Annotated in this window: 19 protein-coding genes and 1 pseudogene; 9 read left to right on the top strand and 11 right to left on the bottom strand. The window is 72.2% G+C overall.

Annotated elements, in window-relative coordinates; genetic code table 11:
* The first annotated feature begins 424 nt into the window (after positions 1-424).
* Complete coding sequence (locus ACFWEE_RS22335) at positions 425-1,642, top strand: oxygenase MpaB family protein (RefSeq protein ID WP_386891486.1); 1,218 nt, start codon at positions 425-427, stop codon at positions 1,640-1,642.
* Between the two features lie 129 nt (positions 1,643-1,771).
* Here ACFWEE_RS22335 and ACFWEE_RS22330 read toward each other — a convergent pair whose 3' ends face one another.
* The 4 genes and pseudogenes from ACFWEE_RS22330 to ACFWEE_RS22315 all read right to left on the bottom strand — a co-directional run bounded on the left by ACFWEE_RS22330 (position 1,772) and on the right by ACFWEE_RS22315 (position 5,641).
* Positions 1,772-2,971, bottom strand: coding sequence for a TetR/AcrR family transcriptional regulator (locus tag ACFWEE_RS22330; protein WP_386891484.1), 1,200 nt, complete (start codon positions 2,969-2,971; stop codon positions 1,772-1,774).
* Positions 2,972-3,104: 133 nt separating this feature from the next.
* Complete coding sequence (locus ACFWEE_RS22325) at positions 3,105-4,196, bottom strand: NAD(P)-dependent alcohol dehydrogenase (RefSeq protein ID WP_386891483.1); 1,092 nt, start codon at positions 4,194-4,196, stop codon at positions 3,105-3,107.
* 173 nt (positions 4,197-4,369) lie between these two features.
* Positions 4,370-4,834 (bottom strand): annotated as a pseudogene (locus tag ACFWEE_RS22320) (DUF4334 domain-containing protein); the annotation flags it as partial.
* A 72-nt stretch (positions 4,835-4,906) separates the two neighbouring features.
* Positions 4,907-5,641: a TetR/AcrR family transcriptional regulator gene (locus ACFWEE_RS22315; protein ID WP_386891482.1), complete on the bottom strand. Its 735-nt coding sequence runs from the start codon at positions 5,639-5,641 to the stop codon at positions 4,907-4,909.
* A 396-nt stretch (positions 5,642-6,037) separates the two neighbouring features.
* Between ACFWEE_RS22315 and ACFWEE_RS22310 the strand changes: the two genes are divergently transcribed.
* The 6 genes from ACFWEE_RS22310 to ACFWEE_RS22285 all read left to right on the top strand — a co-directional run bounded on the left by ACFWEE_RS22310 (position 6,038) and on the right by ACFWEE_RS22285 (position 14,817).
* A complete protein-coding gene (locus tag ACFWEE_RS22310) occupies positions 6,038-7,192 on the top strand; it encodes a CaiB/BaiF CoA transferase family protein (RefSeq protein ID WP_386891480.1) in 1,155 nt (384 codons plus the stop codon).
* On the top strand, positions 7,192-8,217 hold the full coding sequence (locus ACFWEE_RS22305) for an LLM class F420-dependent oxidoreductase (protein WP_386891479.1): 1,026 nt from the start codon (positions 7,192-7,194) through the stop codon (positions 8,215-8,217). The genes ACFWEE_RS22310 and ACFWEE_RS22305 overlap by 1 nt, the downstream gene beginning before the upstream one ends.
* The gene (locus ACFWEE_RS22300) at positions 8,214-9,362 is read left to right on the top strand and encodes an acyl-CoA dehydrogenase family protein (protein ID WP_386891477.1); all 1,149 of its coding nucleotides are present in this window, start codon (positions 8,214-8,216) and stop codon (positions 9,360-9,362) included. The genes ACFWEE_RS22305 and ACFWEE_RS22300 overlap by 4 nt, the downstream gene beginning before the upstream one ends.
* 75 nt (positions 9,363-9,437) lie before the next feature.
* Complete coding sequence (locus ACFWEE_RS22295; RefSeq protein ID WP_386891475.1) at positions 9,438-10,652, top strand: acetyl-CoA C-acetyltransferase; 1,215 nt, start codon at positions 9,438-9,440, stop codon at positions 10,650-10,652.
* A 45-nt stretch (positions 10,653-10,697) separates the two neighbouring features.
* On the top strand, positions 10,698-12,872 hold the full coding sequence (locus ACFWEE_RS22290; protein WP_386891474.1) for a 3-hydroxyacyl-CoA dehydrogenase NAD-binding domain-containing protein: 2,175 nt from the start codon (positions 10,698-10,700) through the stop codon (positions 12,870-12,872).
* 112 nt (positions 12,873-12,984) lie between these two features.
* On the top strand, positions 12,985-14,817 hold the full coding sequence (locus ACFWEE_RS22285; protein WP_386891472.1) for an AMP-dependent synthetase/ligase: 1,833 nt from the start codon (positions 12,985-12,987) through the stop codon (positions 14,815-14,817).
* Positions 14,818-14,901: 84 nt separating this feature from the next.
* Here the strand turns inward: ACFWEE_RS22285 and ACFWEE_RS22280 are convergent, their stop codons facing one another.
* Entirely contained in the window at positions 14,902-16,041 is a 1,140-nt protein-coding gene (locus tag ACFWEE_RS22280; protein WP_386891470.1) for an acyl-CoA dehydrogenase family protein, read from the bottom strand.
* A gap of 87 nt (positions 16,042-16,128) precedes the next feature.
* Here ACFWEE_RS22280 and ACFWEE_RS22275 point away from each other — a divergent pair, with 87 nt between their 5' ends.
* Positions 16,129-16,755, top strand: a complete 627-nt coding sequence (locus tag ACFWEE_RS22275; RefSeq protein WP_386891469.1) for a TetR/AcrR family transcriptional regulator — start codon at positions 16,129-16,131, stop codon at positions 16,753-16,755.
* Between the two features lie 57 nt (positions 16,756-16,812).
* Here ACFWEE_RS22275 and ACFWEE_RS22270 read toward each other — a convergent pair whose 3' ends face one another.
* Positions 16,813-18,318 carry an aldehyde dehydrogenase family protein gene (locus tag ACFWEE_RS22270; protein WP_386891468.1) on the bottom strand — a complete coding sequence of 502 codons (1,506 nt, stop codon included), beginning with the start codon at positions 18,316-18,318 and terminating at the stop codon, positions 16,813-16,815.
* Positions 18,319-18,751: 433 nt separating this feature from the next.
* Between ACFWEE_RS22270 and ACFWEE_RS22265 the strand changes: the two genes are divergently transcribed.
* The gene (locus ACFWEE_RS22265) at positions 18,752-19,987 is read left to right on the top strand and encodes an MFS transporter (protein WP_386891467.1); all 1,236 of its coding nucleotides are present in this window, start codon (positions 18,752-18,754) and stop codon (positions 19,985-19,987) included.
* A 60-nt stretch (positions 19,988-20,047) separates the two neighbouring features.
* On the opposite strand, the gene ACFWEE_RS22260 is transcribed toward ACFWEE_RS22265, so the two are convergent.
* The 5 genes from ACFWEE_RS22260 to ACFWEE_RS22240 all read right to left on the bottom strand — a co-directional run bounded on the left by ACFWEE_RS22260 (position 20,048) and on the right by ACFWEE_RS22240 (position 25,371).
* Positions 20,048-21,040, bottom strand: a complete 993-nt coding sequence (locus tag ACFWEE_RS22260; RefSeq protein WP_386891466.1) for a sporulation-delaying protein SdpB family protein — start codon at positions 21,038-21,040, stop codon at positions 20,048-20,050.
* Positions 21,034-21,627 (bottom strand): SdpA family antimicrobial peptide system protein, encoded by a 594-nt coding sequence (locus ACFWEE_RS22255; RefSeq protein ID WP_386891465.1) that lies wholly within the window; start codon positions 21,625-21,627, stop codon positions 21,034-21,036. Before ACFWEE_RS22255 ends, ACFWEE_RS22260 begins: the two co-directional genes overlap by 7 nt.
* Before the next feature lie 113 nt (positions 21,628-21,740).
* Complete coding sequence (locus tag ACFWEE_RS22250; RefSeq protein ID WP_386891463.1) at positions 21,741-22,367, bottom strand: sporulation delaying protein family toxin; 627 nt, start codon at positions 22,365-22,367, stop codon at positions 21,741-21,743.
* A 465-nt stretch (positions 22,368-22,832) separates the two neighbouring features.
* Positions 22,833-23,765 (bottom strand): discoidin domain-containing protein, encoded by a 933-nt coding sequence (locus ACFWEE_RS22245; protein ID WP_386891462.1) that lies wholly within the window; start codon positions 23,763-23,765, stop codon positions 22,833-22,835.
* 10 nt (positions 23,766-23,775) lie between these two features.
* Complete coding sequence (locus tag ACFWEE_RS22240; RefSeq protein WP_386891461.1) at positions 23,776-25,371, bottom strand: alkaline phosphatase D family protein; 1,596 nt, start codon at positions 25,369-25,371, stop codon at positions 23,776-23,778.

Raw genomic sequence — 25,371 nt, 5'->3', positions numbered from 1 at the left:
CAGCTCAGGGCGGAAGTCCTCGGCCGTGTTGCCAGTTGTGAGCCGTGCAACGTTGGCGTCCACGTGCTGGGTGGCGCCTCGGGGCCTCTTACGTGCTCGCGGCCGGGACGGACGGTGCGAGGAGGAGCGCCACCGAGCCGAGGTCCACGCTCAGCCCCCCCGGAGGCCCCTCGCCGCCCGCGACGCCCCGTCGACGCCGGGGAGGGAGTGCCGCCCGATCCGCTCCGGAGGTCAACCGCCGCACCACGGAACGACATTGGCGCAGAACCCCTCCGTCCCCACCATTGCCGACGGCAACGCACCTCGCTATGTTAATCGAAAATCACATCTGTGTGACGCGGTCCACCGCGTGTGGTCCCCTCGACTTGCAAGTCTGCGAAGGCGACTCGAAGCCATCTGACCCATCAGGGAAGCAGGTAAGTCAATGGAGAATCTCAGCAGGCGAAAAATGCTCTCGCTCGGCGTGGCACTCGGCCTCGTGGGCGTGGCCAACCCCGCGCAGGCGTGGGCGGCGACGGGCTCGGCGACCGGAACCGCAGCGGCTGCCGGAACCGCGGCGGGAACCGGTCCGGCGTGGATCTGGGACGACCTGGCGGATCCGCTGATGGCCTCCATGGTCGACAACGGCCATGTGCCGGCGATCAACACCGCGTGGGCGTCCTGGGTGAACAACGGCGACGCGCTGCCCACCGGCGTGCCGGCCGAGTTCACCTCGTACCTCCAGCAGGTCAACCGGCTGCCCAGCTGGGCCGACCCCGTCAAGCTGGCCCGCGCCGCAGACTTCAACCGGCGCAGGGACACGTACCTCTTCATGCTGTACGGACTGGGCGGCGGGATCATGAGCACGGTGATCCCGCGCGAGGCGAAGAGTGTCTACTGGTCCGCCGGCGGCGCCAACATGCAGGACCGCGCGGCCAAGACGTTCACCTTCGGCTACGACCTCTCCCAGCTGGGGGCCTTCGAGCCGACGGGACAGTTCGTCGTCACCGCCAACAAGACGCGCGTGGTGCACGCCGCCGTACGCCACCTGCTGCCGCAGTCGCCGCACTGGCGGGCCGTCTCCGACGAGACCGTGCCGATCAGCGCCGCCGACATCCTGGTGACCTTCCACAGCCTCGGCACCTACGTGCACCGGAAGCTGCTGGAGTGGAAGGTCCCGTTCCCGGCGGCGGACCAGGAGGCGTTCCTCCACTCGTGGCAGGTCGCCGTCCACCTGCTCGGGGTGCCCGACGAGTACATTCCGCAGACCTGGGCGGCAGCCGACGCGCAGTCGGCCCAGGTGCTCACGCCGATCCTCACCCCGTCGACCGAAGGCATCGCCCTCGCCGAGGAGCTGCTCGGTCTGACCGCGCAGATCGACCTCGGCGTCACGCGCGGCTTCCTGAACGAGTTCGTGCGCTACGTCCTCAGCGACGAGGTCGGCGACTGGCTGGGACTGAAGCGCGACTACGTGTCGGCGGCCCTGGTCCGCACCGCGTGGCCGGCGTTCATCCTGTTCCGTGAGGGGCTGTCGCCCGTCATGCCCGGCACCTTCTACGTGTTCGACCAGTTCGTACGCGCCCTGGCCATGCTCTTCCTCAACAAGGGCACCTCCGGCAACACCACGCCCATCACGATCCCCACCGGGAACAGGCCGGCCTGAGCCCCGCCGGAACCCGCGCTGCCGGGGCCGCCACACGGCCTGTGTCGGCCCCGGCAGTGGCGCACAGGTCCGGTGCGCGCACGGGCCCGCAGGATTCACACGCCCGCAGGATTCACACGCCCGCAGGGTTCACACGCCCAGCGCACTCACGACCAGGGCGGTCACGGCCTCGCGGTGGTCAGGGGCGTCCTGCCAGCGGAACGTCCGTCCGGCCTCCACCGCCACGCCGAATCCGGCGTGCACCAGCACGCGCGCCTGGCGCGGGTCCAGCTCCGGCCGGACCAGCCGCAACTGCTGCTCCCAGACGGCGATGTGCTCCCGCTGAGCGAGGACCAGAGGCCGCCGAAGGGCCGTCGGCAACCCGACGACTTCGGCCTCCGCGACGCTGTTGAGCTCGGTGTGCTCGAAGCTGTAGGCCACGTACGTCGCCGCCAGCGCCACGATGGCGTCGCGCGGGCCGGCCACCTCGCCCAGACTCCGTTCCACGCCCTGGGCCAGCAGCCCCGCCGCCTGGAGGCAGGCCGCCGCCAGGATGTCGATCTTGCCGGGGTAGTGGCGGTAGAGCGCGGACGGGGTCAGCCCCACCGCCTCCGCGATCTGCCCGTTCGTGACGCTGACGAACCCGTCCCGGGCGAACAGCGGAATGGCGGCGGCGAGGATCTGCGCGCGGCGGGTGCGCGGCACCGGCTGGGCGGGCAATTCCACCGTGCGGTGGGCACCCTGCGGCCCGGCCGCCGGATCGCTCGCCGCGACCCGCAGCGCGGAAGTCAACAGCAGCTCCTCGCAACGGCGTTGGGCGATGGACGTGTGGTGCATCGTGATGGACCCGATCGCGCCGAGGGCGGCCATGGCCCGTAGCCGTTCGTCCGGCCGCGGGTGCTCGCGCTGCACCGCCTCGTCCACCCGCTCGGCGAGGCGGTCGAACTTCGCCCCGAGACGCCGCCGGTCCTCGCGGCTGAGGTAGCGGGCCTCCCACCGGTACACGCCGCCCGACGCGCGGTGGGCGACGGTGATCCGGGTGGCGGCGGCGAGCACATCCGTCAGCGCCGCCCCCGGCGGCACCGCGTCGAGTGCGGTGACCAGCCCGTCCACCATGACGTCGGCACACTCCGCGAACAGCGCGTACTTGTTCGGGAAATGCCGGTACAGGGCGGCGGCGGTGATGCCCACGCCGGCCGCGACCTCCTCCATGGACGCCGCGTGGTAGCCGCGTTCGCTGAAGACCCGCCCGGCCGCCCCGACGATGAGTTGCCTGCGGTTGCGGGGCCGGGTGGACCCGGTCGGATCGGTGGTCGCGGCCGAACGGGCGGACGGGGAGGCGGAGGCCATGCGAGCAGTCAATCACACGCCCTCAGCGGGCCGGATCCCCTCGGCGAGGACCGCGGGAGGTGACGTCCGGATCACCTCCCGCGACGGCCCGCGGGGCCACGCGGCGGACGGCGGAGAGGGCCGGTTTCGACGGTCAGGCGAAGGTGAGGACCGGCTTGACCACGCTGCCGTCCCGCATGGCGGTAACCGCCGCGTCGATCTCCTCGAACGGGAACGTGGTGACCAGCCGGTCGATCGGGAAGAGGCCGCGCCGGTGGAGGCCGATCAGCTCGGGGACGAACCGGCCGGGGTCGGAGTCGCCCTCGATCACCCCGTGGACGCGCACGCCCTTGGCGAGCAGCTCCATCACGTCGAAGGCCACCTCGCCGCCGAGGCCGAGGAGGGCGAGTTCACCACGCGGGCGCAGCGCGCCGACGGCCCGGCGGGCCATCTCCGGACGCCCGGTGGTCTCCACGACGTACTGCGCCCCGCCGCCGGTGAGTTCGCGCAACACCGCCACCAGGCCGCCCCCGGGCGGCAGGGCCGCCGTCGCGCCGAGCTCCACCGCCAGGGCGCGCCGGGACGCGACCGGGTCGACGGCCACCACCGGACCGCAGCCCACGGCCACCGCCGCCATCAACGCGCTCAGGCCGACCCCGCCCGCGCCGAGGACGACCAGTGAGGAGCCCGGTCCGGGGCGCAGCCGGTTGAGCACGGTGCCCGCGCCCGTCTGGCCGCCGCACCCCAGCGGTGCGGCGACCTCGGCCGGCAGGCCGGGGGGAACCCTGACCATGCCGCGTTCGTGGACGACGGCGTACGTCGCGAAGCTGGACTGGCCGAAGAAGCCCGCCCGGAGCGGCGCGCCGTTCAGGGAGAGTGGTGTCGTGCCGTCGGCGCGTCCGCCGGAGAAGTTCAGGGTCCGCGCGGCGTGGCAGTACGCCGGGTGGTCCGCCGCGCACTCCCCGCAGGCCCCGCAACTGGCGAAGGTGAGGCAGACGCGGTCCCCCGGCGCGACGCCCGTCACCTCCGCGCCGACCGCCTCGACCAGCCCGGTGCCCTCGTGGCCGAAGACCATCGGGGTGAGCTGCCGGGGCCAGGTGTCCCGCATCCCCAGGTCGGTGTGGCACACGCCCACGGCGACCATCCGCACCAGCGCCTCGCGCGGCCCGGGGTCGCCGAGTTCGGCGTCCCGGACGGTGAACGGCGCGCCCGGAGCCGCCACGACCGCGGCCCGGACGCGCCTCACGATCCCTCGGCGGTACGCGGGGAGCGGGCGTCGAGCGGGTCCACGGTGCCGGGCGGGACCACGGCGGTGTGCGGGGCCTCGGTTCCGGGCGGGGCCTCCGCCGTACGCCGTGGCCCGGCGTCCGGCGGGACCTCGGCGGTGTGCGGGGCCTGTGCGGTGAGCCGGACCTCGGGGGCGCGCTCCAGGAAGAAGTAGTAGAACGGGCCCTCGGCCGGGACGCCCTTGGCGTTCATGATCCCCATCAGGGTGGTGTCGTCCACCCGCTTGAAGTGGTCGAAGACCGGCCGTCCGTCGTAGACCATGGTGGCCGTCGCCTCCCCTCGGAACTCGACGGTCCACAGACTGGCCTCACCCTGGCCGAGTTCGAGGTGGGAGTACAGCTCGCCCGCCGCGTTCCGGCAGACCAGCGGCTTCGCGTCGTGCACCGAGACGAACGACTTGCCGTACCAGTCGGCCTTGGCCAGCATGCCGTCCAGCGGGTGGCCGGTGCGAAACTCGCCGCCCTTCCAGCCGCCGAGGATCTCCTCGGGGCGGACGGTGTCCAACGCCGCCCAGACGGAGTCGAGTTCGAGCGGGTCGATCCGGCCGCCCCGCTCCCGGAGCTCCTGGAAGCGGGCGCGGGCCTGGTACGCGTTCATGCGGGTGTCCTCTCGTCGGTACCGGACCATGGAGGTGAAGCGTGCGGGGCGTGGGACAGGCGGTTCGCCGGGTCAGCGGGGCGTGCGCGGAGCGGAGCCCCCGGCGGCGGTCCGCGCGGGGGAGGGAAGCCGGGCAGGGGTGCGCCGGAGGAACGGGAGCGCGGGGTCCTCGGTGACGGCGGCGGGGTGGCCGAGGGTGCCGAGGCAGAGCAGTACGTGGCGCTCGGCGACCTCCTCCGCGGTGAGCGGGCCGTCCTCGCGGAACCAGTTGGCGACCCCCTGGCACATGACGAGCACCGAACGCACCGCGTCGGCCGGGAACGGCGTGGTGAACACGCCCTTCGCCCGGCCCGTCTCGACCGTGTCCAGCAGCATGTGCTCCAGGTAGTCGCGCAGGGCCACGTAACGCGCCCTGTTCTCCGGCTCCAGGCTGCGTATCTCGGTGTCAAGGAAGGCCAGCCGCTGGCGGTGGGCCATGTAGAGCACGATCGACTCCACCATGCCGCAGATGCGCGCCAGCGGATCGTCCCCGGCCTCCCCGGCGGCGGCCCGGCAACGGTCCAGGACGTCCTTGATGGACGCCTCCAGCAGCGTGGCCAGCAGGGCCTGCTTGTTGGCGTAGTGGTAGTAGAGCGCGGGCACGGTGACGCCGACCCGTCCGGCGATGTCCCGGACCGAAGTCCCGTGGTAGCCGTGCTCGTTGAAGGCTTCCATGGCGTGTCGAAGGATCGGGGGAAGTTCGAGCGGCCCGTAGGAGCGCCAGTGCTCCACCGGTGGCGTGATGTCCTGGCTCGGCTCGGTGTTCAACGGCTCTCCTGGGGCCTCTCGTCCGGATCGTGCTGGGCTCGCGTGCGGGTGCCGCGCCTCGCGGTGTCGTCGCCGGTCGCGACGTACAACACCGGACCTCGCTCCCGCTCCCCGCTCCAGCGTGATCCGGACGAAGGGCGCGGGGGCGGGCACCGCGATCGGCGCCATCGTACGGCCGTGGCTCCGAAACGACCCCGCTCCGGTGCTGAGCGATCGATCAGGAGAACCCGGCCAACGATGTCCCGCCTGCCCTCACTTCCCCGGTGGGGATCCGTAAAAACTCGTACCGCACGGGGAGTTGACCGACCGGCGTCGCCCTCCTACGTTTTAGCGAACGCTCAGTAAGGTCTTGGCCGGATGGCGGCGAGAGCGCCGTGCCCACCGAGAAAGGAACCCATGAGCCCTCACCCCTCAGCCCCGCCCGGCCGTACCGCGACCGGCCCGCTGGACGGCGTGCGCGTGGTCGAACTGGCGGGGATCGGTCCCGGTCCGTTCGCCGCGATGCTCCTCGCCGACCTCGGCGCCGACGTGGTGCGCGTGGACCGTCCAGGCCCCTCACCGCTCGGCGGCGACCCCGCCCACGACGTGACCAACCGCAACAAGCGCTCCGTCCTGATCGACCTCAAGTCGCCCGAAGGTCCGGAAACCGTAAGGGCGTTGGCGGAACGCGCCGAAATCCTCGTGGAGGGGTACCGGCCCGGTGTCGCGGAGCGGCTCGGCGTCGGCCCCGAGGCGTGCATGGCCGCCAACCCCGCGCTGGTGTACGGCCGGATGACCGGCTGGGGCCAGCAGGGGCCCCTCGCCCCGAGGGCCGGACACGACATCGGCTACATCGCCACCGCCGGAGCCCTCTCCATGATCGGCCCACCGGACGGACCGCCGGTCCTCCCCGCCAACCTGCTCGGCGACTACGCGGGCGGCTCGCTCTATCTGGTCACCGGCGTCCTCGCCGCGCTGCTCACCGCCCGCGCCACCGGGCGCGGCCAGGTGGTGGACGCCGCCATCGTGGACGGCGCCGCCCACCTCACCACGCTGTTCTGGGGGATGCTCGCCGAAGGCACCTGGCAGGACGCCCGGGGCCGCAACCTGCTCGACGGCAGCTGCCCCTTCTACGGCGTGTACGAGACCGCCGACGGCGGCTGGATGGCGGTCGGCGCCCTGGAACCGCAGTTCTACGCGGTGTACGTCGCTCTGCTGGGTCTGGACGCCGCGGCCCTCCCGGACCGCGCCGACCCGCACAACTGGCCGGCCCTGCGCGCCGAGTTCACCGCCCGGTTCAAGACCGCCGGCCGCGAGGAGTGGACCGCCGTCTTCGAAGGCACCGACGCCTGCGTCGCACCGGTCCTCTCGCTGCGCGAGGCGGCCCGCCATCCGCATCTCGCCGGACGGGGCACCTACACCGAGGCGTACGGCACCACCCAGCCCGCTCCCGCCCCCCGCTTCTCCGACACCCCCGGCAGCCTCCGGCTCCCGCCCGCCGTCCCCGGCGCGCACACCCCGGACGTGGCCCGCGACTGGGGCGTACCCGAACTGCTGAAGGGCCAACGCTGATGGAACTCTCCTCGCCCCTGGCGTACGCCGCCGATCCGCGCGCCGCCGCCGACGGCGCCGCCGCCCTGGAGTCCGCGGGCCTCGACGCCGTCTGGGTGGCCGAGGCGTACGGCTTCGACTCCCCGACGATCATGGGATACCTCGCCGCGAAGACCGAGCGGATGCGGATCGGCTCGGCCATCCTCAACATCTACTCGCGCACTCCCGCACTGATCGCCCAGACCGCGGCCGGACTCGACGCCGTCAGCGGGGGCCGCGCGCTCCTCGGCGTCGGCGCCTCCGGGCCCCAGGTGGTCGAGGGCTGGCACGGCCGCCGCTACGACCGCCCGCTGGGCCGCACCCGCGAGGTGATCGAGCTGTCCCGGCGGATCTGGCGGCGCGAGGTGATCGAACACCGCGGCATCACCGAGCTGCCCCTGTCACCCGAAAAGGGCGGCACCCTCGGCAAGCCGCTGAAGCTGCTGAACCACCCGGTGCGCGACACCATCCCCGTCTACCTCGCGGCGCTCGGACCCGCCAACGTCAAGCTGGCCGCCGAGATCGCCGACGGCTGGCTGCCGTTCCTCTACGTCCCCGAGCGCGCCGCCGAGGTCTGGGGCCGGTCGCTGGCCGAAGGCGCCGCCGCGCGCGACCCCGCGCTCGGCCCGCTCTCGGTGGTGGCGGGCGGCCCGCTGGCCATCGGCGACGACGCGGAGGCGGCCCGCGACCTGATGCGCCCCACCGTCGCGCTCTACGTCGGCGGCATGGGCGCGCCCGGCCGCAACTTCTACCACGACCTGGTCTGCTCCTACGGCTACGGGTCCGCCGCGGACGCCATCCAGCGGCACTACCTCGCCGGACGCAAGAAGGAGGCGGAGGCGGCCGTACCGGCGCGGCTGCTGGAGCAGCTCTGCCTGGCCGGCCCGGAGGGGCACGTGCGCGACCGGGTCGAGGCCTTCCGCGAGGCGGGCGTGACCATGCTCAACGTCACCCCCGTCGGCCCCGATCCCGCCCGGCTGATCGAGCACGTGAGGAGCTGGCTGTGACACTCGCACGCGACCTGTACGGACCCGACCACGAGGTGTTCCGCGCGACGGTGCGGACCTTCCTCGCCAAGGAGTCGGCCCCGCACCACGAACGCTGGGAGAAGGCCGGTGTCGTGGACCGCGAGGTATGGCGCTCGGCGGGCCGCCAGGGGCTGCTCGGCATGGCCGTCGCCGAGGAGTACGGCGGCGGCGGGAGCGACGACTTCCGCTACAGCGCCGTCCTCATCGAAGAGCTGGCCCGCGCGGGGGCGTCCGGACCGGCGCTGAGCCTGCACAACGACATCGTCGGGCCGTACCTGACCCGGCTCGCCGACGAGGAGCAGAAGCGCCGCTGGCTGCCCGGGTTCGTCTCCGGCGACCTCGTCACCGCCATCGCCATGACGGAACCCGGCGCCGGTTCCGACCTCCAGGGCATCCGTACCACCGCCACCGACCAGGGCGACCACTACCTGCTCAACGGCGCGAAGACCTTCATCTCCAACGGCATCCTCGCCGACCTCGTGATCGTCGTCGCCCGCACCACCCCGGACGGCGGAAGCGGCGGACAGAGCCTGCTCGTCGTGGAGCGCGGGGCGCCCGGCTTCGAACGAGGCCGCAACCTCGACAAGATCGGCCAGAAGGCCCAGGACACCGCCGAGTTGTTTTTCCACGACGTGCGTGTCCCCAAGGAGAACCTGCTGGGCGAGGAGAACCGGGCCTTCGCCCACCTCATGGCCAACCTCGCCCAGGAGCGGCTGGCCATCGCGATCGGCGCCGCCGCCGGGGCCGAGCAGGTCCTGGACGTGACCACGCGGTACGTCAAGGAGCGCGAGGCGTTCGGCAGGCCGCTGGCGAAGCTCCAGCACGTCCGCTTCGAGATCGCCGAGATGGCCACCGAGGCGGCGGTCACCCGCACCTTCCTGGACCGCTGCGTCCTGGACCACAGCCAGGGCAGGCTCGACGCGGTGCACGCCTCGATGGCCAAGTGGTGGGCCACCGAACTGCAGAAGCGGATCGTCGACCGCTGCCTCCAACTCCACGGCGGATACGGCTACATGAGCGAGTTCCCGGTGGCCCGGGCGTTCCTCGACAGCCGCGTCCAGACCATCTACGGCGGCACCACCGAGATCATGAAGGAGATCATCGGCCGCTCGCTGCTCGGCTGAGCACCGGCCGTCTCCCTCCGGTCCGCCCGTGCTCAGAGAGAGAACCCCTCCAGACCCGACAGGGAAGGCACCAAGGTGAGCACCGAAGCGTACGTGTACGACGCGATCCGCACCCCGCGCGGTCGCGGCAAGGCCGACGGGGCCCTGCACGGCACCAAGCCGATCGATCTGGTCGTCGGCCTGATCCACGAGATCCTGCGCCGCTTCCCGGGGCTCGACCCGGCGGCGATCGACGACATCGTGCTCGGCGTGGTCAGCCCGGTCGGCGACCAGGGCGCCGACATCGCCCGTACCGCGGCCCTCCTCGCCGGGCTGCCGGAAACGGTGGCCGGCGTGCAGGAGAACCGCTTCTGTGCGTCGGGCCTCGAAGCCGTCAACATGGCTGCGGCGAAAGTCCGTTCGGGATGGGAGGACCTGGTGCTGGCGGGCGGCGTGGAGTCCATGTCGCGCGTCTTGATGGGCAGCGACGGCGGAGCCTGGGCGCTGGACCCGCGTACCAGCCACGACACCGGCTTCGTCCCGCAGGGCATCGGCGCCGACCTGATCGCCACCCTGGAGGGCTTCACCCGGCACGACGTGGACTCCTACGCGGCGCTCTCCCAGGAGCGGGCCGCCGCCGCGTGGAAGGACGGGCGGTTCGACCGCTCGGTCATCCCCGTGCGCGACCGCAACGGGCTGCCGGTCCTCGACCGGGACGAGCACATGCGGCCGGGCACCACCGCCGGTTCGCTCGCCGCCCTCAAGCCCTCCTTCGCCACCGTCGGCGAACTCGGCGGCTTCGACGCGGTGGCTCTGCAGAAGTACCACCGGGTGGAGCGGATCGACCACGTCCACCACGCCGGAAACTCATCCGGCATCGTCGACGGCGCAGCCCTGGTCGCCGTCGGAGGCAAGGCGGCGGGAGAGCGCCACGGTCTGACCCCGCGCGCCCGGATCGTCTCCGCGGCGGTGTCCGGGGCCGATCCCACCATCATGCTGACCGGGCCCGCCCCCGCCTCCCGCAAGGCGCTCGCCAAGGCCGGACTGACCATCGAGGACATCGACCTGGTCGAGATCAACGAAGCCTTCGCCGCCGTCGTCCTGCGCTACGTCAAGGACATGGGGCTGAGCCTGGACAAGGTCAACGTCAACGGCGGCGCCATCGCCCTGGGGCACCCCCTGGGCGCCACCGGCGCCATGATCCTCGGCACCCTCGTGGACGAACTGGAGCGCCGCGACCTCCGGTACGGGCTGGCCACCCTCTGCGTCGGCGGCGGCATGGGCATCGCCACCGTCGTCGAACGCCTCTGACCCGGCCGTCTCCCTCGCCCGCTCCCGCCTACGGAGAAGACACCCATGACCGAGAGCACGACCATCCGCTGGGAAGAGTCCGACGACCACGTCGTCACCCTCGTCCTGGACGATCCCGATCAGTCCGCCAACACCATGAACGCCGCGTTCATCGACTCGTTGGACGCCGTCGCGGCGCGGCTCTCGGCCGCCCGCGACACCCTGCGCGGCGTCATCGTCACTTCCGCGAAGAAGAGCTTCTTCGCCGGCGGCGACCTGCGTGACCTGATGTCCGTCACCCCGGAGACCGCCGGCGCCTCCTTCGAGGCGGGAATGCGCGTCAAGCGCTCGCTGCGGATCCTGGAGACCCTGGGCAAGCCGGTCGTCGCCGCGATCAACGGGGCTGCCCTGGGCGGAGGTTACGAGATCGCCCTCGCCTGTCACCACCGCGTCGTGCTGGACGTGCCCGCCGCCCGCGTCGGGCTTCCCGAAGTCACCCTGGGCCTGCTGCCGGGCGGCGGCGGAGTGACCCGCACGGTCCGCATGTTCGGAGTGGCCGACGCCCTGCGGAAGGTCCTCCTGGAGGGCACCCGGTACGGACCGGCACGCGCCCTGGAGGCCGGACTGGTCGACGAGATCGCCGCCGACACCAGCGAACTCCTCAGCAGGGCACGGGCGTTCATCGACAACCACCCCACCTCCGCGCAGCCCTGGGACGCCCCCGGATACCGCATCCCCGGCGGCACCCCCGCGGACCCGGCCTTCGCCGCCCAACTCCCCGCGTTCACCGCAGCTCTGAAGAGCAGGACGAACGGCGCCCCCTGCCCGGCCCCGCGCAACATCCTCGCCGCGGCCGTGGAGAGCTCCCAGGTGGACGTGGACACCTCCTTCGTGGTGGAAGCCCGGTACCTGACCGAACTGGTCACCGGTCAGATCACCAAGAACATGATCCAGGCCTTCTACTTCGACCTGCGGGCGGTCAACCACGGCGCCGGCCGCCCCAAGAACGTCGAGCCGCGCGAGGTGACCAGGGTGGCGGTGCTCGGCGCGGGCATGATGGGCGCGGGCATCGCCTACTCCTGCGCCGCGGCGGGCATCGACGTCGTCCTCAAGGACGTCTCGGCGCAAGCGGCGGCGCAGGGGAAGAGCTACTCCGAGAAGCTCTGCGCCAAGGCCGTCGCGCGCTCCACCTCCACGCCGCGGAAGGCGGAAGCCCTGCTGGCCCGCATCACCCCGACCGCCGACGTCCAGGACCTGGCCGGCTGCGACGTGGTGATCGAAGCCGTCTTCGAGGACACCTCCCTCAAGCACCAGGTGTTCCAGGAGATCCAGGACGTCGTCGCCCCCGACGCGCTGCTCTGCTCCAACACCTCCACCCTGCCCATCACCGCCCTCGCCGAGGGGGTGGAGCGATCCCACGACTTCATCGGCCTGCACTTCTTCTCGCCGGTCGACAGGATGCCCCTGGTCGAGATCATCAAGGGCGGGAAGACGGGGGACGAGGCCCTGGCGCGCGCCTTCGACCTGGTGCGCCGGATCGGGAAGACCCCGATCGTGGTCAACGACTCGCGCGGCTTCTTCACCTCCCGGGTCATCGGCCACTTCATCGACGAGGGCGTCGCGATGGTCGGCGAGGGCATCGACCCGGCCTCCGTCGAGCAGGCCGCCGCCCAGGCCGGCTATCCCGCGAAGGTCCTCAACCTGATGGACGAACTCACCCTCACCCTCCCGCGCAGGATCCGCGAGGAGACCCGCCTGGCGATCGAGGCGTCGGGCGGCAGCCGGCAGCCGCATCCGGCGGACTCGGTGGTGGACCGCATGATCGACGAGTTCGGCCGCCCCGGCCGGTCCGGCGGCGCGGGCTTCTACGACTACGCGGACGGCAGGCGCACCGGGCTCTGGCCGGGGTTGCGCGAGCACTTCACCGATCCCGCGAAACAGCCCGCCGACCTGACCGGGTTGAAGGAGCGGATGCTCTTCGTCGAGGCGCTGGACGCGGTGCGCTGTCTGGAGGAGGGTGTGCTGGTCTCGGTCGCGGACGCCAACATCGGCTCCCTGCTCGGCATCGGCTTCCCGGCGTGGACCGGGGGTGTGCTCCAGTACATCAACGGCTACCAGGGCGGCCTGCCCGGCTTCGTGGCCCGGGCACGCGAGCTGGCCGAGCAGCACGGCGAGCGCTTCGCCCCGCCCGGACTGCTGCTGCGCAAGGCCGAACGGGGCGAGACCTTCACCGACTCCTGAACCGTTCCGGGCGGGGTGGGGCGCGCCCCGCCCGGAACGTCCGGCGACGATTCCCGCGCCCCGCCCACCCCGGACTCTCCCTCCCCTTTCCTTCCGACCCGCGGAGGCCCCGATGACATCAGCACCCCGCACCACCGGCGACCTGCCCGACGCACCGGCCGACCGGACCCTGCCGCAACTGCTGGCCCGCAACGCGCGCGAGTACCCCGACCTGCCGGGCGTCTCCTGGCAGCCGACGGGGAAGGACGGCGCCTGGACGACGTTCGGCTGGGCAAAGATCGAGGAGCACACCCGGAGCCTCGCCGCCGGCTACGGGGCGCTCGGCGTCCGCCGGGGCGACCGCGTCCTGCTGATGATGGCCAACCGGCCCGAACACTGGCTGTCCGATCTGGCGCTGGTCCGCCTCGGCGCGGTCCCGGTCAGCGTCTACGGCACCGCGGCCCCCGAGCAGATCACCCACATCGCCCGCAACTGCCGGGCCCGCCTCGCCGTGGTGGAGGGCGCGGCCCAAGTGGTGCTGTGGGAAACGTTGCTGACCGACCAGGACACCCCGCTGGAGCGCTTGGTGGTGGCCGAGGAGGGCGCGGAGGGCAGCCACTTCCCGTACGCGGCCCTGCTCCGCGAACCCGTGCCGGAGCGGTTCGCCGAAGGGCTGGACACCGCGCGGCCCGACGATCCGCTGACCGTCGTGTACACCTCCGGCACCAGCGGCGAACCCAAGGGCGTGGTGCTGACGCATCGTCACATCATGTCCAACGCGCTGGCGTTGGACGCGGTGGTGGAGCTTCCTCCGCACGTGGAGCACATCTGCTACCTGCCCTTCGCGCACATCGCCGAACGGATGCTGGGCATCTACCTGCCCTGCCACCGGGCCTCGCACGTCTACCTCTGCGCCGATCCGTCGGGCGTCGCCGCCGTGGTGCGTGAGGTGCGCCCCGCGCAGTTCTTCGGCGTGCCGAGGATCTGGGAGAAGCTCTCCGCCACCGTGCGGGGCCTCCTCTCGCTGATGCCGCCCGAGCAACTGGCCGTGATCGAGGCGGCGTTCGAGGTCGCTCGGGCGCACGTCGGGTACCGCGAGCGGGGCGAGACGCCGCCCGCCGAGCTCGAGGAGCGGTACGGTCGCGTCCGCCGGGACGTACTGCTGCCGATGCTGGCCGCCGGCGGTCTGGACCGGGTGACCTGGGCGGCCAGCGCCTCGGCGCCGATGCCGGTCGACGTGGTGAGGTTCTGGGCCGGTTTCGGCATCGTCATCATGGACGCCTGGGGGCTGACCGAGACCACCGGCGTGGCCACCAGCAACAGCCCCCGGGCCGGTTTCCGGCTCGGCTCGGTGGGGCGCCCGGTGGAGTCCGTGGAGATCCGCCTCGCCGAGGACGGCGAGATCCTGGTGCGGGGCGCCTCCGTCTTCTCCGGCTACCTCCAGCCGGACGGATCGGTGCGGTCCGCCCTGGACCCCGACGGCTGGCTGGCCACCGGCGACATCGGCCGGACGGACGAGGACGGCTACCTCTGGCTCACCGACCGGAAGAAGGAAATGATCGTCACCTCCACCGGAAAGAACGTCTCGCCCGCGCTGGTGGAGAACGCGCTCAAGGAACACCCCTTGATCGGCCAGGCGATGGTGCACGGCGACAACCGCTCCTACCTCGTCGCCCTGCTGGTACTCGACGCGGAGGCCGCCCCCGCCTGGGCGGCGGCCCACGGCGTCGGGACGGCGGGTGGTCTGACCGCTCTGGCCGCGCACCCCGCCGTCCGGGCGGAGGTGGACCGGGCGGTGGACGCCGCCAACTCCCGGCTCAACCGCAGCGAACAGGTCAAGCGGTACGAGCTGCTGGCCGAGGAGTGGGGCCCGGGCACCGGGGAGCTGACCCCGTCCCTGAAGATGCGGCGCCGGGTCATCCGGGACAAGTACGCCGACTCGCTCTCCGGGCTCTACGAGGTCTGAGCCCTTCACCCCCGCGCTCGGCGCACGTGAGAGGGGCCGGTCCCACCCGGGTGGTGGGGCCGGCCCTCTCGCGTACCGGCCCGGTCAGAGGCCGTAGGTCTTGCCGATGACGTCCCGCTGGATCTCGCTGGTCCCGCCGTAGACCGTGGAGACCACCGCGGCCCGCAGATGGCGCTCCATGTCGAACTCCGTGGTGTAGCCGTAGCCGCCCATCATCTGCATGCCCTCCAGCGCGGCCCGCTTGGCGAGTTCGGTCGCCTTCAGCTTGGCCATCGACGCCTCGCGCGGGAACAGCTTCTCCGGCTGCGCGTCGCAGTCCAGGGCCGTTTCGCGCACCAGCAGCCGGGCGCACTCGATCTCGGTGGCGAGGTCGGCGATCCGGTGCCGCAGCGCCTGGAAGGATCCGACCGGCCGGCCGAACTGCTCGCGTTCGCGGACGTACGCGACCGTGTCGTCGAAGGCGCGGCGCGCCAGTCCCAGCATGTTCGCGGCCAGGAACAGCCGCTCGTGGTTGAGCCCGGCCATCAACTGCCGCCAGCCGCCGTCCACCTGGCCCACGACCGCGTCGGCGGGCAGCCGCACACCGGTGAGGAAGACGTCGTTGACCTCCCGGCCGCCCATGGTGTCGATGCGCCGCACCTCCACGCCCGCGGTGCCGGCGGGCAGATGGAACATGGTCAGGCCGCCGTGCTTGTCCTCGCCGGTACGGGCCACCAGCAGGATGTGCTTGGCGCAGTGCGCGTTGGAGATCCAGGTCTTCTGGCCGTCGATCACCCAGGTGCCGTCCGTCTGCCGCCGGGCCCGGCAGCGCAGCGCGCCGACGTCCGACCCGGCCCCCGGCTCCGACATGGCGATCGAGAGCACGTCACCGCGCACCACGCCGGAGAGCACCTCCCGGCGCTGCCGCTCGGTGCCGAACTTCTCGTACGCCTTGGCGGCGATGACGGTGGTGACGAAGCCCCCGGCCGGGACCATGCCGTACGAGGTCTCCTCCAGGACGAGGCAGGCGTCGGCCAGTCCGCCGCCGGAACCGCCGTACTCCTCGGGCAGGCACACCCCGAGCCAGCCCAGGTCGGCGAGCCTGCCGTACAGCTCGGGGTTGTGGGCTTCGTGGCCGCCGGAGGTCAGTGCGGAGCGCTGCTCGCGGGTTCCGCACTCCCGTTTGGCGAAATCACGGATGGCCGCGACGAAATCGGCCTGTTCTTCGGTGAGGCGACTGCCCATCAGGTCCTCCGGAGTTCGTGATGTTACTCAGAGACGATAGCCGTCTCATCGTCTCCACGGGAGGGGTTCGCCGGTATCGTGAACGCCATGAGAACCGACACGAACGACCCGGAACTCGCCCGGGTCACCGCGCAGCCGGAGCCCGAGGACCCCACCGCGCGGCGGATCCTCGACGGCGCGCTGGAGCAGTTCACCCTCCTTGGCCTGCGCCGCTCCTCCGTCGACGATGTCGCCAAGCGGGCCGGAGTCTCCCGCGTCACCGTCTTCCGGCGATTCCAGACCAAGGACAAACTGGTCGAGGCCACCCTGCTGCGCGAACTCGGCCGGTTCTTCCAGCGGCTGGACTCGGCGGTCGCGGCGCTGCCGACCATGGAGGAGCGGGTCGTCGAGGGCTTCGTCGTCGCCCTGCGCCACACCCGCGCCCATCCGCTCTTCGGCGGGCTGCTCCGCCTCGAACCCGAGCTCGTACTGCCCTACTTGACCGTGCAGGGCGCCTTCACGCTCTCCGCCACCGTCACCTACCTGACGGCCCATCTGCGCCGCGCCCAGCAGGCGGAGGGGCGCCCCGACGAGGACCCGCAGCCGGTCGCCGAACTCATGGTGCGGGTCGCCGTGTCCTTCCTGCTCAACCCCGCCAGCTGTATCGAGATGGACGACGAGGACCAGGCGCGGGCCTTCGCGCGCCGCTACCTGGCCCCACTGCTGGACGCCTGACCGCCGAGCGGACCGGCGTACCCCGTACGCCGTACCCGCCCGGCCGCGCCCCGCCGGTCAGCGGCGCCGGTGCAGCGCCCGGGCGAGGCGCACCGCGCGCTCCCTGGTGGCGGCCGGAACGTCGAAGGAGGTCAGGGCGATCGGCGGAGTGAACCGCTGCACCGTCGTCGACTGCACGGAGGTGAAGCCGCGCAGCCCCTCCTCGCCGTGGATCCGCCCGAAGCCGGAATCCTGCGAACCGCCGAACGGCAGCGCCGGAACCGCGGCGAAGCCCAGCACCGAGTTCACCGACACCGCCCCCGCGCGCAGCCGGGCCGCGATCGCCGCGCCCTCGCGCCCGCCCCGGCAGAACACCGCGGCCCCCAGGGCGTAACGCGAGGCGTTGGCCCGCTCCACCGCCTCGTCCACGTCGGCCACCGGGTTGATCGCCACGACCGGTCCGAAGGTCTCCTCCGTCATTGCCGCCGCGTCCTCCGGGACGCCGGTCAGCACGACCGGTGCGACGTACGGGGCGCGGACCGACTCGGGTCCGCCCAGCAGGGGCCGCGCACCCGCCGAGACGGCACCGGTCACGTGCCGTTCGACGATCGCGACCTGGCCGGGCAGCGTCATCGGGCCGTAGGCGGCGTCCGCCGCGGCGCCCGTACGCAGCGCCCCGGCCTTCTCGACCACCCGTCGGCACAGCTCCTCGTGGATCTCCCGCACCGCGTAGACCCGCTCCACGCCCGCGCAGGTCTGCCCCGAGTTGCTCAGCGCGCCCCACACGACGGCGTCGGCGGCGGCGGACAGGTCGGCGTCGGCGGTGACGATGACGGCGTCCTTCCCGCCGCACTCGGCGAGGAACGGCGTCAGCGTCTCGGCGCACACCGCCATCACCTTGCGGGCCGTCCCCGGCGAACCGGTGAACGCGAGCTTGTCGACCCCCGACCTGGCCAGCGCGTCCCCGGTGGCCGCCGCGCCGGTGACGGTGGTGAGCAGACCGGCGTGCGCGGGCACGGCCGTGTCGAAGAGCCCGGCCAGCAGGACGCCGGTGGCGGGGGTCAGTTCGGACGGCTTGAACACCACGGCGTTCCCCGCGGCCAGGGCGTAACCGATGGAGCCCATCGGGGTGTACAGCGGGTAGTTCCAGGGGCCGATCACCCCCACCACGCCGAGCGGCCGGTGCACCAGCGAGGCCCGCTGGTGGAGGGTGAACAGCCCGGTGCCCACCTTCCGCCGGCGCAGCACGCGTTCCGCGTTGCGGGCGGCCCAGCCCAGGTGCTCCAGCGTGAGGACGACCTCCAGTGCCGCGTCGCCCGCCGGTTTGCCGGTCTCCTCGGCGATGGTGCGCGCCATGGTCTCCAGGTCGGTGGCGAGCGCCTTCTTCCAGCGCAGCAGATGGTCGCGGCGCCGGGAGGCCGGCAGCGCGGCCCACCCCGCCTGCGCGGTCCGGGCACGGGCGGTCGCGCGGGAGACCTCTTCCGGCCCGGCCGCCGGGTGTTCGGCGAGCGGCTCGCCGGTCGCGGGGGAGTACGTCGTGAAGGTCGCAGCGCGCGGTGCGGCGGCCGGGGAGCTGTGGGTCATCGGGGTCTCCTCAGGGGGAGTACGGGGACGTGCGCGGGGAGTGCCGGGGTGGACGGCCGTTCCGAAACGGAGAGCGTCCCGGCGTGTCGTGTGCGCGGTCGGCGGTCGGCGGTCGGCGGTCGGAGGCGTGCGGTCGAACCGCTTCCGGTCGGCGGTCCGGAAGCTCCGGGCGGCTCCCCATGAGTCGAAGATACTCAAACTATTGAGTTGTTTCATCGCGCGTCAATACTCCGGACGCGGCGGGGCAAAGAGGCGTCGGCGGGAAACGCCAGGACGGTCAACCAGGCTGCACCGAAAGGCGGATGACGGATCGATCGAGCGTCCGAAGCGCCCTCACCGGTGAACCGTGCCGAGCCGTCCGCGTGGCCGGGCGAGTGCGGGCGGTCGGATGTCGTACCGGGGCATTCAGGGCGATTCATCCATCATGGAGGCTATGTCCCCTCCTCCCGGGCCGGGTCCGAAGCCGCGCCGCACCGCCCCGGAATCGCTCGGCATCTGGCTGGTGGCGGCGGCCTTCGCCGTGACGATGGCGGGCACGACGCTGCCCACCCCGCTGTACGTCCTCTACCAGGAGGAGTTCGGCTTCTCCACGCTGATGATCACCGTCATCTTCGCGACCTACGCGGTCGGCGTGGTGGTGGCGCTGCTCTGCTGCGGCCACGTCTCGGACGAGATCGGACGGCGCCGGACGCTCCTGCCGGGGCTGGCACTCTCGATGGCCAGTTCGGTGATCTTCCTCGCCGCCTCGGAACTGGCCCTGCTCTTCCCGGCCCGTCTGCTGTCCGGGCTGTCCGCCGGTCTCTTCACGGGAACGGCGACTGCCGCGATCGTCGACCTGGCGGGTGCCCGGAGCCCCGGACGGGCGACGCTGGTGGCCACGGTCACCCAGATGGGCGGCCTCGGAAGCGGGCCGCTGATCGGCAGCCTGCTGGCGGAGTACGCCCCCGCCCCGCTGCGACTGCCCTTCGCCCTCGACCTCGGGCTTCTCGTCCTCGCGTTCGCCGCCGTGTGGTTCATGCCCGAACCCGTCACCGTCACCGCACGCCGCCCGCGTCTGCGACTGGCCCGGCCTCAGGTCCCCCCACACATGCGCGGCGTCTTCCTGCGGGCGTCCATCGCGGGCTTCGCCGGGTTCGCGGTGCTCGGCCTGTTCACCGCCGTGGTCCCCTCGTTCCTGCGGGAACTGCTCGACGTACCCGGCCTGACCGTGGCCGGAGTGGTGATCTGCGCGATCTTCTGCGCCTCGGCGGTCGGGCAGGTGGCCCTGGTACCGGCGTTCGGTCCGCGCGCCCTCCCCGTGGGATGTGCCGGTCTCGTCCTCGGCATGCTCCTGCTCACCGCGGGCTTCGCCACCGCGTCGTTCGGCCTCCTGGTCACCGGCGGACTCACCGCCGGTGCGGGCCAGGGCATGAGCTTCCGCGCGGGCCTCGCCGACATCAACGCGGTCGCCCCCACCGACCGCAGGGGCGACCTGGCCTCCGTCTACTTCACCGTGCTGTACGTGGCCCTCGCACTGCCGGTCGTCGGAGTGGGCCTCGCCGCCGACCTGTTCGGGCTGCGCACCGCGGGCATCGCCTTCGGCGTGGCCGTCGCCCTGCTCGCGGCGTGGACCCTCCTCGCGGTCCTGCGTGACGGCCGGGACACCCGTGGCCGGGCGGGAGGAGACTGACGGCCGCAACCCGCTCGCGGGCCGCCTCGGCCGGGTGCCCCTCCGCTCGGCGACGGCTCATCAGGAAGACGTCCTGTGGAGCGTGGGGGCCGATCCCGCCGGAGAGGGGCGCCTCTCCCGGCCGTCGGCCGCCGGGGCCGGGAGATCCGGATGGGCGTCGGTGTTCCTGCGGAGCATTCTGCGGACGGCCCGCGGAGGGGTGACGTCGAGGTGGGAGCCGAGCGGGAAGCAGAGGATCACCAGTCCGCCGATCATGGCCAGGGCGAAGCTCCACAGACCCATCATCACGGCGATGGAGAGGTGGAAGAGCACACCTGCGGCGAACACGCGCCAGCGCCAACGCTGAGCGAGCAACAGGCTTGCGGCGAGGCTGATCTCTATCGCCAGTGGGATCCAGGTCAGCAGTGCGACGCCCGCGGTGGACGCGAGTACCGGGTCGACCAGGGGCCGGAGCGGGCCGGGCGCGCCGAACATGAGGCTGTGCCCCCAGTACCACATCGCGGTGCCGTCGGCCCATTCCGCGTGAGGCAGTTTGGCGACGCAGGACTGGAAGTAGAGGAACGACATCTGGACGCGCGCGAGCACGAGGCCCGTCGCCCCCAGGAGGACGGCGCGGCGACGCGGCGCGGCGGCCCCCTCCGGGAGCCGCTGCCAGTGCCAGCGGCGGGGATCGCCGAGCGCGGTGAGGGCGAGCAGCGCCGAGAGGACCGCGGTGATCTGGTCACCGCCGTCAGGGATGGCGATCTCGGTGAAGACGCTGAAGGACACCCAGGCGTGCGGGAGCGCGGTCCACCGGGGGCGCCACCCGGAGGCCACGACGAGAAGCACGGCCACACACAGCCAACGAGCCGCGGTGAGGCCGTTCCCGGGAGCCAGGCAGAAGACGCCTGCTCTCATGGTGGCCTTGCAGATGGGGTAGTAGCCCTGCGTCGCCACGGGGCGGAACAGCGTCGACGTGCTGCTGAAGGCCAGTGTGCCGAGCGTGCCGAGTGCGAGGAGGGTGCGAGCGAGACCGTACACGTTGGTCCAGGGCACGGGGACCCGCGTCAGCACGAGACCTCCAGCAGGACGGCGTTCTCGGGGGTGTGCGCGGTGGGCAGAAGGTCGCGCCACGCCCAGGGGGTGGGTTTCTGCTCGACCACGGCGATCCGCCCGCAGAGGGTGGGGTCCGGAGTCCTGTTGACGACCGTGGTGGCTCCTCGGGCCTTCTTCAGGCACTCCTGGACGGTCGCCAGTGCGCAGGGTGTGGGGGTGGTCCTGCCCGCTTCGTGGAGGAGCAGCGCGGTCTCGATGCCCTGCGAGCGCGAGACCCGGTTGAATCCGTGCTCGGAGTGACGGCCGAGAGAGGCACTCGCCCAGGTCGAGCCGTCCCAGCGGAAGGGCTCGAATTCGGAGCCGCGCGCCGACTTCGTGAAGAAGGCCCAGCCCTGCGGTGCGACGGCGACCGCGACGGGCTTGACGGCCTTCTGCCCGGGCAGGTGCACGACATTCTTCGGTACCTGCGTCTGTGCCACGTACAGGCCGACGACGGCACACAGGACCGCGGTCCCGGTGATCCAGGCCCTGGGTATCTCGACCGTCTGCCGGGCGGTCACGGTGATGCGGTCGTCCGCCCTGAGCGGAGAGTTCTGCCACCACATACTGTTCGTCTTTCCATGGGGCCCCGGGGTCCGGGACGTGCGCACCGGTTCCGGGCCCGCCCCGAGGAGCGGCGGAACCCGGAGCCGGAACGGGCCGGCGGAGGTGCGCCCGGTCAGGCGGCGCGCAGATCGGTGGTCAGCACCGCCACGAGCTCGTCCCTCGTCAGGTTCTCCACGGGTTCGGTGTCCTCCACCACCACGTTGATGTAGGCGGCGGCATTGACGACGAAGGCTCCGGTCGCGACACCGATGACCACTGCCGCCACGGCCACGGCCACGACGAAGGTCACGCAGTCCGCCGAGTCGCTCGCGGCCGACAGGTCCGAGTCGGAGGCGGCGGCCAGCGCCTGGGAGACGGAGGTCATCGCCGCGTCCACGAGCCTGGGGTCGCCGCTGCGGGTCTTGGCCGAAAAGTCGGCGAAGATGCCGGGGGACTGCCGCTCGATCTTCTTGGCCAGTTCGGCCACGGCACGGACTGCCTCGGGACTGTCGTTCGTGCCCGGCTCGAACCCGTTGAGGCGGCTGTCGGCCGCGAGCTTCGCTGCCACGGGCCCCTGGGCGAAGAAGATGCCCGCGAAGAGCTGGTGGCCGTCCTCCGTGGCCGAGAGCTTCGCCTTCTTCGGCGCCGTTGAACTGGCACTCGTCGCCTTGGCGTCCGGCTGCGCCGAGGCTGCGCTGGCGCTGCCGATGGTGGTGAAGGCGGCGGCTCCGGTGACGACGACAGCCGCGGCGATGCTCACTATTCGCCCGTAATGCTTCACAGATCGTTCCCTTCGGAGGAAGTCGTGCAGGCCCTGTGCGAGTTGGCGCAATCCTGGTGGCCAACGCGCCCTGCTACAAGACCGTTCTCAGTCGGAAGCGACATGATCCAGCCACATTGCGCTTGGGCTCCGTGGACGCGGGCGGGGGTGGCCGACGGGGCGTGCGTCGGGCGGCTCGGGCAGGGCGGCATCCCTCACCGTCCTGGCCGGGCGCCGGTGCGGACCGGCATCCCGTACGGACGCCTGGTGCATCCGGCCCTGGACCGTCTCCCACGGCCGGAACCGCTCCGACAGGCCCCCGCGCACCGGCTCGCATCCGGTACGGAATTCCGCCGGACACCTGACGGTGATCACTGCGGCGGCCGTCGCCGGCGGAGAGTCGGCACCGGTCCGGTGCTTTCCCGCCCGCTGCGGACCGATGCGAAGGTGCACGCGGTGCAGCCCCTACTCCGGCGCGTACGCCTCCACTTCGAGGATCCGCGAGTAGTCGGCGCTGTTGGAGGCGTGGACGAACACCCGGACCGCGTCCGTGGAGACCGGTTCGAAAGTGGTGACGATCCGGTCGAGGGTGTTGCCCCGGTAGGACCCGACGGTCAGCCACTCGCCCCCGGACCGCACCTGGACGTCGAAGTCCTTGATGCCCTGAAGGGCCGCCGGGCGCGCCGGGGTGCCGTAGGTGACGGTCTCGATCCGGCCCAGCTCGACCGGTTGGGGCCACTCGACCGCGAGCCAGTCGGGGAAGACGCCCTTGTCGGCGTCGTTCCAGCCGTACCCGGAGCCCCAGTGCAGGTAGTCGCTGTCCCCGTCCACGGCGGCGCAGGTGGTGAAGTTCCCATGGGTCGAGGAGGCGGTCACCGCCCTGCCGTAGGCCAGGTCGACGCCCGGACCCGGCGTGGGCGGGGCCTGGACCGTGAGGGGGACCACGACGCGCTGCTTGCCCGAGACCGCGGTCAGGTCGTAGGTGCCGGGCGCCGTCCCCGGCGGCACCCGTACGCCCACCGAACGGGTCACCGGCCGGTCGGGGTCGGCGGCCGGCAAGTAGGTCGAGAACACCTGGTCCGAGAGGGTGATCGGCGCCTCGGCGGTCAGCGTCGCGTCGGCGAACAGCGCCGTCGTACCGGTGTTGGTCATGGAGACGTTGAACTTCGTTGGCATGCAGGGGAGTTCGGACCCGGTGAGGCTCTCCGGTGAGGCCGAGAGCACCACGGGCCCGGCGGACGACGTGGCTGAGGACCGCTCGGCGGTCGGCGCCCCCGCCCGCGGAGGCGCGGCGGCGTTGGCCTGGTGGGCCGAGCCGCCGGTGGCGAGGGTGGACGCGGTGATGGCGACGAAAGCGATGGCGGTGACCGTACGGACGCTCTTCACGGCTGTCTTCATGGCGTGCTCCTCAGGCCTGCTGGACGGCGGGGACGCCGTTCTCGACGGCGAGGACGGTCCGGCTGCTCACCGTGCCGTCCGGCACGGTGACCCGGTCGCACACGCGGTGGTCGGCCAGCCAGAGGTCCGGGGTGATCTCACAACTGACGTAACCACGCTGGAAGTTGCCGAACTTCATGTGCGGGTTCTCGGAGAGGAGCGCCGCTCCCGTGGCATCGAGGTCCTGACCGTCGAGGCCGGAGGCGATCGACGTGCCCACGAACTCGGTCGCCACCACACGGGAATCCGGGTCGTGGAAGTCGAGCGCCAGATCGCTCGCGACGCTGCGGTGCAGGTCGCCGGCGAGGCTGACGACGTTGCGCACACCCCGGTCCGCGATGCCGCCGAGCAGCCGGTCGCGGGAGGCGCTGTACCCGTCCCAGGTGTCCATCGGGACGGCGACGTCCGGTCCGTACGCCGTGTCGAGCAGGGTGATGGCGGTCTGGTGGCCGAGGACGTTCCAGCGCGCCCGTGAGCCGCTGAGCCCGTCGAGCAGCCAGCGCTCCTGCGGGAAGCCGAGAAGGGAACGGGCCGGGTCGGCGGTCGCCGCGTTCGGGGCCTTGGTCCCGTCCCCGTTCGCCTGGTCGTCGCGGTACTGACGGGTGTCGAGCATCGAGAACTCGGCGAGGCGCCCGTACCCGAGCCGCCGGTACAACTGCATGTCCGGGCCCTGCGGGAACTGCGGCGCGCGCAGCGGCATGTTCTCCCAGTACGCCCGGAACCCGTTGGCCCGGCGGATCAGCAGGTCGTCCGGCGTGGAGCCGTCGGCGGCGAGGTTCGCCCAGTTGTTGACGACCTCGTGGTCGTCGAAGACCACGATCCACGGGGCGGAGTGATGGGCGGCCTGGAGGTCGGGATCGAGCTTGTAATAGGCGTACCGCTGCCGGTAGTCGTCCAGGGTCACCGCCTGGCGGGTGTTGTGCTCGTCGCCGTCGCCCGGGCGGACGCCCCGGTCGATGCCGAACTCGTAGATGTAGTCCCCGAGGAACAGCACCACGTCGTGGCGGCGGGCCGCGAGATCGCGGTGGGCGGTGAACCAGCCCTCCCAGATCGCCTGGCAGGAGGCGAAGGCCAGGGAGAGGCGCGGCACGAGCTGATGGGCGGCGGGCGCGGTCTTCGTGCGCCCCACCGGACTGATGAACCCGCCGCAGCGGAACCGGTAGAAGTACTCGCGCCACGGCTCCAGGCCGCGGACGTCGACATGGGCGGTGTGGTTGAACTCGGGGGTCAGCAGGGCGGTTCCGCGCCGTACGATCCTGCGGAACCGCTCGTCGGCCGCGACCTCCCACTGCACCGGGTGGGTCTGCCGGTCCATTCCGCTGAACGGGGCGAGGGGATCGGGAGCCAGCCGGGTCCACAGGACGACCCCGTCGGGCAGGGGATCGCCGGAGGCGACACCCAGTTTGAAGGGATCGTCCTTGAGCCGGGCGGCGGGCGCGGCGGCGGCCTCACCCGCGCTGGGGAGGGCACCGGACAGGGCGAGGGCGGCAGCGGCGGCGGTGACGGTGACGAACCGTCGGCGTGTGGCTGCCGTGAGCGCCGGAGGTGGAGCGAGTCTGGAAGTCAC

It is taken from the genome of Streptomyces sp. NPDC060184 (assembly GCF_042728795.1).
Lineage (GTDB): Bacteria > Actinomycetota > Actinomycetes > Streptomycetales > Streptomycetaceae > Streptomyces.
Note: the sequence above shows the minus strand (reverse complement) of the source record. Positions and strands in the feature narration are given on the sequence as shown.